Source organism: Prevotella intermedia ATCC 25611 = DSM 20706, assembly GCF_001953955.1.
Lineage (GTDB): Bacteria > Bacteroidota > Bacteroidia > Bacteroidales > Bacteroidaceae > Prevotella > Prevotella intermedia.
Map to the genome: position 1 here is coordinate 1,820,132 of NZ_CP019300.1, position 11,719 is coordinate 1,831,850.

The 11,719-nt window shown below is 44.8% G+C and carries 8 protein-coding genes and 2 tRNA genes; 7 read left to right on the forward strand and 3 right to left on the reverse strand.

Annotated elements, in window-relative coordinates; all coding sequences use genetic code 11:
* Nucleotides 1–26: 26 nt before the first annotated feature.
* On the reverse strand, nucleotides 27–1,370 hold the full coding sequence (gene gdhA / locus BWX39_RS07880) for an NADP-specific glutamate dehydrogenase (protein WP_028905451.1): 1,344 nt from the start codon (nucleotides 1,368–1,370) through the stop codon (nucleotides 27–29).
* 351 nt (nucleotides 1,371–1,721) lie between these two features.
* Here gdhA and BWX39_RS07885 point away from each other — a divergent pair, with 351 nt between their 5' ends.
* From BWX39_RS07885 to asnS, 6 genes are all read left to right on the forward strand, one after another.
* Entirely contained in the window at nucleotides 1,722–3,527 is a 1,806-nt protein-coding gene (locus BWX39_RS07885) for a MutS-related protein (protein ID WP_028905450.1), read from the forward strand.
* A gap of 503 nt (nucleotides 3,528–4,030) precedes the next feature.
* Nucleotides 4,031–4,105: transfer RNA gene (locus BWX39_RS07890), tRNA-Val, on the forward strand.
* A gap of 48 nt (nucleotides 4,106–4,153) precedes the next feature.
* A tRNA-Val gene (locus tag BWX39_RS07895) sits at nucleotides 4,154–4,228 on the forward strand.
* 152 nt (nucleotides 4,229–4,380) lie between these two features.
* Nucleotides 4,381–5,727 (forward strand): adenylosuccinate lyase, encoded by a 1,347-nt coding sequence (gene purB, locus BWX39_RS07900; RefSeq protein WP_028905449.1) that lies wholly within the window; start codon nucleotides 4,381–4,383, stop codon nucleotides 5,725–5,727.
* Between the two features lie 126 nt (nucleotides 5,728–5,853).
* The gene (locus BWX39_RS07905) at nucleotides 5,854–7,359 is read left to right on the forward strand and encodes a pseudouridine synthase (RefSeq protein ID WP_028905448.1); all 1,506 of its coding nucleotides are present in this window, start codon (nucleotides 5,854–5,856) and stop codon (nucleotides 7,357–7,359) included.
* Nucleotides 7,360–7,439: 80 nt separating this feature from the next.
* On the forward strand, nucleotides 7,440–8,831 hold the full coding sequence (gene asnS, locus BWX39_RS07910) for an asparagine--tRNA ligase (RefSeq protein WP_028905447.1): 1,392 nt from the start codon (nucleotides 7,440–7,442) through the stop codon (nucleotides 8,829–8,831).
* A gap of 216 nt (nucleotides 8,832–9,047) precedes the next feature.
* Here the strand turns inward: asnS and BWX39_RS07915 are convergent, their stop codons facing one another.
* Together BWX39_RS07915 and BWX39_RS07920 are read right to left on the reverse strand one after the other, a co-directional pair.
* Nucleotides 9,048–9,929: a formylglycine-generating enzyme family protein gene (locus tag BWX39_RS07915; RefSeq protein ID WP_028905446.1), complete on the reverse strand. Its 882-nt coding sequence runs from the start codon at nucleotides 9,927–9,929 to the stop codon at nucleotides 9,048–9,050.
* A gap of 101 nt (nucleotides 9,930–10,030) precedes the next feature.
* Entirely contained in the window at nucleotides 10,031–10,561 is a 531-nt protein-coding gene (locus BWX39_RS07920) for a hypothetical protein (RefSeq protein WP_028905445.1), read from the reverse strand.
* Nucleotides 10,562–11,138: 577 nt separating this feature from the next.
* Between BWX39_RS07920 and BWX39_RS07925 the strand changes: the two genes are divergently transcribed.
* On the forward strand, nucleotides 11,139–11,660 hold the full coding sequence (locus BWX39_RS07925) for an isoprenylcysteine carboxyl methyltransferase family protein (RefSeq protein ID WP_028905444.1): 522 nt from the start codon (nucleotides 11,139–11,141) through the stop codon (nucleotides 11,658–11,660).
* Nucleotides 11,661–11,719 lie beyond the last annotated feature (59 nt).

Here is an 11,719-nt window from a genome sequence, read left to right on the forward strand (position 1 = left end):
GAAAAAGGGAAAGGAGAAAACTTTTATTAGATTACACCCTGTTCAAGCATAGCCTGAGCTACCTTCATGAAACCAGCGATGTTAGCACCCTTAACGTAGTCTACTGTACCGTCTGGCTTTTCACCAAACTTCACGCACTGCTCGTGAATGCTTTCCATAATCCACTGCAACTTCTCGTTTACTTCAGCGGGTGCCCAGTTCAAGTGAGCAGCATTCTGTGTCATTTCAAGACCAGAGGTAGCAACACCACCAGCATTTACTGCCTTACCTGGTGCAAAGAGGATACCGTTGTTCTGGAAATAGTGGATAGCGCCTGGTTGGCAACCCATGTTAGAAACTTCGCAGCAGCACCAGCAGCCGTTAGCTACCAATTCCTTAGCGTCGTCTTCGCTGAGTTCGTTCTGGAATGCACATGGAAGAGCGATGTCTACAGGAATGCTCCATGCCTTCTTACCTGCTGTAAACTTAGCCTTACCTGGGAACTTGGTAGCCATATCTTCTACCTTGTTGCGGTTAGAGTTACGCATTTCGAGCATGTAATCAATCATTTCAGATGTGATACCGTCAGGAATTTCGCAAACACCGTCAGGACCAGAGATTGCAACAACCTTACCACCGAGTTCGGTAGCCTTTGTAGCAGCACCCCAAGCTACGTTACCGAAACCTGAGAGAGAAATCTTCTTGCCCTTAATGTCCTTGCCTGCTTTCTTCAAAAGGTGCATTGTGAAGTAGAGTGCACCAAAACCTGTTGCTTCAGGACGGAAGAATGAACCACCCCAAGTCAAGCCCTTACCTGTGAGAACACCTGTGTGGTACTGGCGTGTGAGCTTTTGGTACATACCATTCATATAGCCAATTTCACGACCGCCTACACCTACGTCGCCTGCAGGAATATCTTGGTCTGGGCCGATATTGTGACGGAGCTCGAGCATAAATGCTTGGCAGAAACGCATGATTTCAGCGTCTGACTTGCCAACTGGGTCGAAGTCTGAACCACCCTTACCTCCACCCATAGGCAAAGTTGTAAGTGCGTTCTTGAATGTCTGCTCGAAACCGAGGAACTTCAACATTGAAGGTGTAACCGCCTTGTGGAAACGGAGACCGCCTTTGTAAGGACCGATTGCGCTGTTGAACTGCACGCGGTAGCCGAGGTTTGTCTGAACCTTGCCACTGTCATCAATCCATGTTACACGGAACGTAAAGATACGTTCTGGCTCAACCATTCTTTCGATAATCTGAGCTTTCTCAAACTCAGGGTGTTGGTTGTAAACTTCCTCGATAGACTCGAGAACTTCTTCTACTGCCTGCAAGTACTCAGACTCTCCTGGGTGCTTCTGCTCCAGGCTCTGCATAATTTTTTTGACTTCCATAGTAATTTTGATAAAACGTTTATGTTAGTGTCTTTGTTTTTAAATTCTACCGCAAATGTATTCATTTTATATTAGAATGCCAAATAAAACTATGTCTTTTTATTTACTTACTAACAAATTTTAAAGTCTCAAAGTTTTTATTTCCCCCAAACACGTTGCAAAATAGCCCATTAATGCTTGCTTTTTGCTACTTTAAGAGTAGTAAGACATATATATTATAATACTTTTGTCATTTTTCGGGTTTTATACTTATACATTTGCTTATTTGCCCAATATTAATCTTTTTAACTTATAAATCCAATTCAAAGATGAATTTATTGCGGTTAAGATTATTTTGTCTATCTTTGCAACATGAATGAAAACTTGAACAAATTATATAAGGAGCAAATTGCCGCCTTGGCGCAAAGCATTGGCAGTTTGCGTGCGAAAAGTCGTGCATTTGTAATGGCAGAAGTGCTGTCGTTTGCCGTTTCCATTGGTTTCGTGGTGCTTTTCACGGTTCTCAACGATGCTTCGTGGACTTTGGGCGTGGCACTATGCGTGCTATTCCTTTATTTCTATATTCGGAATTTAGACATAAAGAACGACAGAAAGATTACCGACGCATTGGCTTTGAAGCTTGTTTACGAAAAGGAAGTAGCCTACCAGACGGGCGACTACACGAAATTCGATGCTGGCGAACGCCACCTTCAGCCTACACACCCGTTTACTTTCGACCTTGACGTCTTCGGGCAAGGCTCGCTGTTCCAACGCATCAACCGCACCATATCTTCGGGAGGAAGCGACTATTTAGCCGAAAGCCTGTCGGGAAAGTGGGAATCCTTGCCTACTACGGAACTCCTAAAGCACATAGAACAACGTGTGGAAGCCATCGCCGAAATCGCCAAGAACGAGCCATTCCTGTCGCAGTTCAAGGCACAGGGAGCGGAAAAGCCGATAGATACCGCTGCCGTGAAAGAAGCTTTTGGAAGCATTCACGCATTGCAGATACCTTCCTACTTCGGCAATCCTACCTTCCGAATACTTCTCTACGCCAATCTTGTGGGCTTTTACCTCAGCATTTTCCTCTCTATCGGCAACTTTGTGCCTGCGTTTCTTCCGCTTTGGTGGGGCATTTTCAACTTTTTCCTTGCCACATTCTGCACCCACAAGTACATAAAATTGGTGAACGAAGCCATCTCTAAACTGAAAGACCAAGTGCGCGGCTACGTGAATATGGCGTCGCTGATAGAAAAACAATCGTTTACAGCTGCTCATTTATGCGAGCTGAAAGCCAATTTGTCGGGCGCAATGGCATCGTTCGGACAATTAGAGCGCATTCTTCAGAAGATAGACAATCGGAGCAACGAAATAGGTATCGTACTTTTCAACTGCTTCGGGCTGTTAGACATAACCATCATTCGCCATTTCCTGCGTTGGCAACGCACCTACGAGCCAATTACCGACCAATGGATTGGCGCATCGAGCGTGTTCGACGCACTTGTGTCGATGGCGACTTTCCGCCTCAATGAAGACAAGGCGGAAGAGGCTACGGTGGTCGGCGACAACGAAGTGAGCTACAAGGCACGCAGTATTTACCACCCTTTCTTGGGCGAAAAGGCTGTGCGCAACAACTTCGACATACAAAACCACGAGTACTACATTATAACGGGAGCGAACATGGCAGGCAAGAGCACCTTCCTGCGAACGCTGGGCGTGAACTACATTCTTGCCATGAACGGACTGCCCGTGTTTGCCGAAGAGATGCGCGTTTCGGTATTCCGCCTTTTCACCAATATGCGCACAACCGACGACCTTACACACGGCATAAGCTACTTCAATGCCGAACTGCTCCGACTAAAACAACTCATTGCGAGTTTAGACCCCAATGTTCCGAGCCTAATCATACTCGACGAGATACTGAAAGGTACAAACTCGCTGGACAAGCTCAACGGTTCGCGCCTGTTCTTGGAGTATATTTCCGAACGAAACGTTACGGGCGTCATTGCCACACACGACTTAGAACTGTCTAAACTCGAAGACGAGAACCCGCAACGCTTCCACAACTATTCGTTTGAAATAGAACTTGGCACCGATGTTACCTATACATATAAGATAGGTAGAGGCGTGGCACGAAACCAAAATGCCACCTTCCTGCTGAAGCAGATACTCGTCTGACGCCTTCTTCAACCCTACTTTCCCAAGAAGTAAAAAGCGGAACAAGCCCCTTGAAAACGCCATAACCCTTTGACGCAGAGCCATTATATTGTAATTAAAACGCTTGTCGGACAAATTATTTACACGTAAAGAAATATTTATTTACGTGTAAGTAAATTATTATTTACGTGTAGAAAAATATTTATTTACACGTAAATAATTTGCCAGACTTATACTAAGCCACCTTTTCCCGATTAGAACAAACACCTTTTACCTTCATTGGCTAACTCAGTAGACACATCTTTTATACTCATACGAGATAGACAGATGTAAGCCTAAAAAGTTGCGCCGACGAAGCAAATGCTTGGTCTGACATTCAGCACACAGCACTTTGGTTTGACAAAGGCGCACAAAACGGATTGCGCCCGACAATCTATTTTTTCAGAAATAACAAATAAAAACGAATTAAAAATTTGGTGGTTAAATAATTTATGTTTACCTTTGCACTCGCTTACGAAAAGTAAGGGCGTTTAGCTCAGCTGGTTTAGAGCATCTGCCTTACAAGCAGAGGGTCGGCGGTTCGAATCCGTCAACGCCCACAGGGGTGTTTCCCTGTAACCTTTCGGGGTTGCGGGGAGTTTTTTAGAGGGCGTTTAGCTCAGCTGGTTTAGAGCATCTGCCTTACAAGCAGAGGGTCGGCGGTTCGAATCCGTCAACGCCCACAAGAAGACGAGGATAGCCTTGCAACGTTGAGTTGTGAGGTGTTTTTGTTTTTATAAGCAACCTTTAACCTTTAAAATACAAAGATTATAGCAAAACTTTGCTTACATATCGATTTAAAACACTAAATTTGCAATTGAATAAATAAAAAACTATGGTTCTTGATGTTTTAACCGCCGTATCGCCAGTAGATGGCCGTTATAGAGGCAAAACCGAAAAACTCGCAAATTATTTCTCCGAATTTGCTCTCATAAAGTACAGAGTGCGTGTGGAGATTGAATACTTCATATCGCTGTGCGAGCTGCCTTTGCCACAGTTGGCATCGTTCGACAAACAGCTGTTCGGAAAGTTACGCAATATCTACGATAACTTTACGGAAGAAGATGCGGCAAGAGTGAAAGAGATAGAAAGCATCACAAACCACGATGTAAAAGCCGTAGAATACTTCATTAAGGAACAATTCGACAAGATTGGCGGCTTGGACGCCTACAAGGAATTCATACACTTCGGGCTTACATCGCAAGACATCAACAACACCAGTGTGCCCCTGTCTATACTGGAAGCACTGAAAGATGTATATTATCCACAAGTTGAAGAACTTATCGCACAGCTCCAGCAATATGCCGACGAATGGAAAGACGTTCCGATGTTGGCTAAAACGCACGGACAACCTGCCTCGCCAACTCGTTTGGGCAAGGAGATAGAAGTGTTCGTATATCGTTTGCAGGAGCAATTGGAAAGTTTGAAGGCTTGCAAACTTACAGCAAAGTTTGGTGGCGCAACGGGTAACTTCAACGCACACCACGTGGCTTACCCTGAATACGACTGGAAAGCATTCGGCAACAAGTTCGTAAACGAACATCTCGGATTGCAGCGCGAGCAATGGACAACGCAGATTAGCAACTACGACCATCTCGGCAGCATATTCGATGCAATGCGCCGAATCAACACCATCATCATCGACTTGGACCGCGATTTCTGGTTGTACATCTCTATGGAATACTTCAAACAGAAGATTAAGGCGGGCGAAGTTGGGTCGAGTGCAATGCCCCACAAGGTGAATCCTATCGACTTTGAAAACAGCGAGGGCAACCTTGGCATTGCAAACGCCGTATTGCAGTTCCTTGCACAGAAACTTCCCGTGAGCCGTTTGCAGCGCGACCTTACCGACTCTACCGTATTGCGCAACATCGGTGTGCCATTCGGACACGGTGTCATCTCTATTCAGAGTACGCTGAAGGGGCTCCGTAAGCTCATCTTGAATCAAGAAAGACTGAATGCCGACTTGGAAAATACGTGGGCAGTAGTGGCAGAAGCCATTCAGACCATACTCCGTCGCGAGGCATACCCACACCCATACGAAGCATTGAAAGCGCTGACGCGTACCAATACGCAAATGACCGCTGAGAGCATTCACGACTTTATACAGACATTGAACGTGAGCGAGGAAGTGAAAGCCGAACTTATGGCTATCACACCGCTCAACTACACAGGAATATAATATAAGGCGAAACGACAACATATCACACCTTATTATATATATAAGAGAAGTATAAACAAAACATAAATATAAGTATAGTTAAGTTTCGACCGTGAGGTTAAGTATTATTTTAAAAGGATTAAAATTATGACAGAAGAACTCGAGAACAAAGAAAATCAGTCTGGACAGACTGAGAATAGCCGAGAAGGCTACTCAACTGCCGGACAAGGAAGTTATTACGAAAGAAGCTATCACAGCACAGGACGCCCACAACGTCCCCGCATTCAAGCACAACGTGCCTACGGAACTGACCGTGAAAACAATAATGAAGAAGGAGGATTTCGTCCTGAGGGCTTCGGTTCTAATCTACAAGGAGGTGGCTCAGCCGAACGCAAGACAGGCTATCGCCCACGTACCAGCAGCTATGGCAACAGCTATCAGAACCGCCAACAGCAAGGCGGCTATCGCCCACGCTACAACAACGGCGGCGAAGAAGGTGGCTACCAAAGTCGTGGCGGCTACCAGAACAGACAAAACAATTACAACAACCGTGGTGGCTACCGTCCTCACTACAATACGAACGAGGGCGAAGAAGGAGGCTACCAGAATCGCCAACAGCAAGGCGGTTATCGCCCACGCTACAACAACAATGGCGAAGAAGGTGGTTACCAGAGCCGTGGCGGATATCAGAACAACCGTCAAGGCGGTTATCAGAGCCGTGGCGGATACAACAACAACCGCCAAGGTGGCTATCAGAGCCGTGGCGGATACAACAACCGTGGCTATCAGAACAACCGTCAGGGTGGCTACAACAACCGCCAAGGTGGTTACGGACAGCAAGGTGGCTATCGCCCACACAATGCCAACTACGACCCAAATGCAAAATATTCGCTCAAGAAGCGCATAGAATATAAGGAGGAGAACATCGACCCGAACGAACCATTGCGTTTGAACAAATACCTCGCAAATGCAGGTGTTTGCTCACGTCGTGAGGCTGATGAGTTTATCCAAGCAGGTGCAGTAACTGTGAATGGTGAAGTAGTAACAGAACTCGGAACAAAGATTTTGCGTGCCGACGAAGTGAAATTCAAAGACCAACCAGTTTCTCTCGAAAAGAAGGTATATGTTCTTTTGAACAAGCCAAAGGACTATGTTACCACAAGCGACGACCCACAACAGCGTAAAACCGTCATGGACCTCGTGAAAGGTATCTGCCCAGAGCGCATCTACCCAGTAGGACGCCTCGACCGCAATACTACGGGTGTGCTGCTGCTTACCAACGATGGCGACCTTGCAAGCAAGCTTACTCACCCTAAGTTCTTGAAGAAGAAGGTTTACCACGTATTCCTCGACAAGCCTGTAACACCACAGACGCTTCAGCAAATATCTGACGGTATTGAACTTGAAGATGGAGAAATCAAGGCTGATGCGATTGAATACGCCGACGAACGCGACCAAAGTCAGGTGGGAATCGAAATCCACAGTGGCAAGAACCGCATTGTTCGCCGCATCTTCGAGAGCCTCGGCTACCGCGTTGTAAAGCTCGACCGCGTACAGTTTGCAGGTCTTACAAAGAAGAATCTCCGTCGTGGCGATTGGCGTTACCTCACCGAACAAGAGGTAGATATGCTTCGTATGGGAGCTTTTGAATAATAAAAAACTAAACTCCTCGCACATAGTTGTAGCGTAAAGCCGTGGCTATGTATGAGGAGTTTATCAATAAACAAGCAATAATGAAAAGAACAAAAGTCGTCGATGCTTTAAGTTGCACCGACTTTGGAAAAGATATAAACGTTAGAGGATGGGTACGTTCTCATCGTAGCAGTAAAGCTGTCGATTTCATTGCGTTGAACGACGGTTCTACCATTAATAACATTCAGGTGGTTGTAGATCCAGCTTCTGTGGACGCCGAAATACTAAAAAGCATAACAACAGGTGCTTGTATCAGCGCAACAGGTGTGCTCGTAGAGAGCCAAGGTAAGGGACAGACTTCTGAAATTCAGTGTAAGGAAATAGAAGTATATGGTCTTTGCCCAAGCGACTACCCTATGCAGAAGAAGGGACAGAGCTTCGAATATATGCGTAAATATGGGCACATGCGCCTTCGCACCAATACTTTCGGTGCCGTATTCCGCATTCGCCACCACATGGCAATAGCCATTCACCAGTACTTCCACGAACACGGATTCTACTATTTCCACACACCGCTCATCACAGGTAGCGATGCTGAAGGTGCAGGAAATATGTTCCAAGTAACCACACTCGACTTAGACCGTGTGGCAAAATCGGACGAAGTGGATTACAGTGCTGACTTCTTTGGCAAGAAAACCCATCTTACCGTATCGGGACAGTTGGAAGGCGAACTCGGTGCAACAGCACTCGGAGCTATCTATACGTTCGGTCCTACGTTCCGTGCAGAAAACTCTAATACGCCAAGACACTTGGCAGAGTTCTGGATGATAGAACCCGAAGTGGCTTTTATCGACCAGCAAGAATTGATGGACTTGGAAGAAGACTTCATTAAATATTGCGTTCGTTGGGCATTGGAGAATTGTAAGGACGACCTTGAGTTCCTCAACCAAATGATTGACAAGGAACTTATTGCCCGCCTCGAAGGTGTTTTGAAAGATACTTTCGTGCGCCTTACCTACACAGAAGGCTTCGAAATATTGAAGAAAGCACAAGAAGATGGTGTTAAATTCGAGTTTCCAGTAGCTGAATGGGGAATGGACTTAAGCAGCGAACACGAACGCTACTTGGTGGAAGAACACTTCAAACGCCCAGTAATTATGACCGACTACCCAAGTCAGATTAAGTCTTTCTATATGAAGAAGAACGAAGACGGAAAGACTATGCAGGGCACCGACGTACTCTTCCCACGCATTGGCGAAATCATTGGTGGTTCTGTTCGTGAGGAAAGCTACGAAAAGCTGCTCGAAGAAATCCACAATCGCGGTATGAAGGAAGAAGTTTACGATTGGTATCTTGACACCCGCAAGTATGGAACATGCCCTCACGGCGGTTTCGGACTTGGTTTCGAGCGTCTCATTCTCTTCGTAACGGGTATGCAGAACATTCGCGACGTTATTCCATTTGCACGCACACCAAAGAACGCAGAGTTCTAATCAAAGGTTAGAGAAGGTCTGATTAGGAATTGAAAAGCTCTAATCGGGATTAGCAAACAAAAGGAAACAACAGATAAATTTCAGCCTGCAAGAAATCTTTTCTTGCAGGCTGTCTATTTCTATGCCATAATCTGACATCTTATGAACTTCTATATAGCCAATGCGGGGCAGCAAATTATTCTTGCTGCCCCGCATCTTTCGCATTCTTTCTGTCTTTTACTTCACCAATACTACACGGAAGCCAGCATCGTCCAAGCGGCTGCTGGGTTCGATGCCACCACGATAAGCACTGCGGCACTGCATAGCACGAGTGGTCCAACTGCCACCACGCAATATGCGATATGTACCGTTATCGGGACCTTTCGGGTCGGTAACGACTTCGTCTGCTGCACTATATTCAGCGTACCAATCGGAACACCATTCTTGTATGTTGCCATGCATATCACAGAGCCCCCAAGCGTTGGGCTTACCTAACGTTCCAACAGGCACAGTTTTCTTACGATAAGTTCCTTTCTCATTATTGTTGTAAGGATAATTGCCATCGTAGTTGGCTTCGTCTGTTGTCAGGTTGTCGCCAGTATTAAACGGAGTAGTTGTTCCTGCCTTGCAGGCATATTCCCATTCGGCTTCGGTCGGTAAGCGGCAGCCAATCCATTCGCAAAAGGCTACGGCATCGTCCCAACTTACGTCGATAACAGGGCGGTTCTCGCGTCCCCAAGTGTAATCGTCAGGCTTTTGGCGACCTGTCGCCTCGCAGAACTTATCATACTGTTTGAAAGTAATGGGGTATTTGCTCATATAAAAATCCTTGCTCAGCTCAACCCTATGCTGTATTTCGCCAGATTCGCGTTGCGGTTCTTCCAGAGGACTACCCATTAGGAAAGAGCCTGCTGGTATTTTCACAAATTCAATGCCCAATTCTTTTGGGTCTGGAGTTCCCGAGTTGCCTTTGAAAAACGTTACCTCTTTAACCTTTTCTACGGCGATTGTGTCGAACGTGTTGTCGGTGTGCGCTACAACCATTTTCCATTCCTGAGCGCAAACATTTGCAACGAGAGCAAAAGCAGCCATCGTGCAGAGTAAGAGTCTCTTTTTCATAATTCAGATGTTTTAAGAACCCAGTGGCGGAATTAAATCAGTATGTATTCAATTCTACTGATGGGTTTGTTGTTAATATTATTGGGATTTAGATTTAGTTATTAGTTCTTCAACCACTTAAAGGAACGTTTCCCTACGTTGATGATATAAATTCCAGCTGGTTGCTCGCGCATATCAAGCTGCGCACAGCCTTCTTTGTCTGTTACGACGGTAGCTACTCGGTGTCCTTCGCTCGTAAAGACTGTAATTCGACAGCCTGCCGGATAGTTTCTAAAGATAACAAGACTTTGCGAGAAGTTGGTTTGCCCCTGCTGCACGCCCTGTTCTTTTATCTGACCAATTCCCGTTGGTTCACGCTCTTCGAAGTGATAATCCTTGAGGTCTTCCAACGCGAAATTCAATTGCTGGTCGTGATAAACAACCGCCAAACTGTCGGCAAAATACGATAACTTGGGCTTTTCTCCCAAAAAGAAGATACTTTCGCCCCCTGCCTGCAACTTAACGACAAGACAAAGCGACTTTTCATACTCGTCCTGCGACTTATTTTGAGCAACTGACGCATTGACTACGCTTAGCGCACCGCTCCACAAGCCGAGCACTAAAGTAAATAAGAGTTTTGTTTTAACTTTCATGTAACTAAAGATTTATAATAATACAATAAGTTTGATATTAGTAGTTGATTGCTTCTTTCTATTTACAAATATATACATTATAGTTCTAACAAACAAGCAAACTCTTCTGATTTTATTGTTTTTAACACTCCTTTCTTCTTCAAGCCAGTACGGTAAAACATCTTCCTCATAGAGCGTCAGCCGTCATAAAAGGTGCTATGCGACTGCATTTCTACAAGAGGTCATTATCCATTCCTATAATACTTATAATATTGGACACGTTTGTCCAATAAGTTGGATTCATTTGTCCAACTAATTAGACTCGTCTGTCCAATAGATTGGACAAGTGTGTCCAATTAACTATACTCGTTTGTCCAATTAGTTACACGCATTTGTATTATACAGCCTATTAAAGTTTCCAAAAGCTCAATATGTATCTTTTTGTCGGAAAAATCATCATTTTTAGCTATTGCAGTATTATAAGAATTGTTGTATCTTTGCACCCAACTAAAATTAAAACGTAAAAACAGGGTGTCCTATTCTACAACGAGTGACTTCCTGATTAGCTAAAAAAATATTATATCAATTCATTAAAATTATGGAATACATTATTATTACATTCATTTTTTTCTTTGCTTTGCGATTAGTTTCCCTTTCGTTTTCTATTCGTAACGAAAAACTCCTGCAAAAAAAGGGAGCAAAACAATATGGTAAATTCAACTCGCTTCTGCTGACATTGGCACATATAGCCTATTATTTTGGCGCACTCTACGAAGCGCATACAAAAGGAACCGATTTCAATACTGTTTCGATTACAGGAGTAAGCATCATGGCATTTGCCTATGGAATGCTGTTCTATGTCATCTATAAATTGAGAGACGTATGGACGGTAAAACTTTATATTGTTCCCAACCAACGCATCGAGCGGAGCTTCCTGTTCAGGACAGTACGCCACCCCAACTACTTTTTGAACATCATGCCTGAACTTGTCGGCGTGGCACTACTCTGCAACGCATGGATAACCCTTTGTATAGGATTTCCATTGTATTTGTGCCTGCTCATTGTTCGCATCAGACAAGAGGAAGATGCGATGAAAGAACTTTGGAGCACAGCAGATTAGAGAATTACCCTCAAATTCTTTTCGTAGAAACAATACCTTAACTTATAACAGAACTCCCC

Coding starts and splice junctions, on each gene's coding strand:
- gdhA (WP_028905451.1), bottom strand. CDS start 1,370: ATGGAAGTCAAAAAAATTATGCAGAGCCTGGAGCAGAAGCACCCAGGA.
- purB (WP_028905449.1), top strand. CDS start 4,381: ATGGTTCTTGATGTTTTAACCGCCGTATCGCCAGTAGATGGCCGTTAT.
- BWX39_RS07905 (WP_028905448.1), top strand. CDS start 5,854: ATGACAGAAGAACTCGAGAACAAAGAAAATCAGTCTGGACAGACTGAG.
- BWX39_RS07915 (WP_028905446.1), bottom strand. CDS start 9,929: ATGAAAAAGAGACTCTTACTCTGCACGATGGCTGCTTTTGCTCTCGTT.
- BWX39_RS07925 (WP_028905444.1), top strand. CDS start 11,139: ATGGAATACATTATTATTACATTCATTTTTTTCTTTGCTTTGCGATTA.
- asnS (WP_028905447.1), top strand. CDS start 7,440: ATGAAAAGAACAAAAGTCGTCGATGCTTTAAGTTGCACCGACTTTGGA.
- BWX39_RS07885 (WP_028905450.1), top strand. CDS start 1,722: ATGAATGAAAACTTGAACAAATTATATAAGGAGCAAATTGCCGCCTTG.
- BWX39_RS07920 (WP_028905445.1), bottom strand. CDS start 10,561: ATGAAAGTTAAAACAAAACTCTTATTTACTTTAGTGCTCGGCTTGTGG.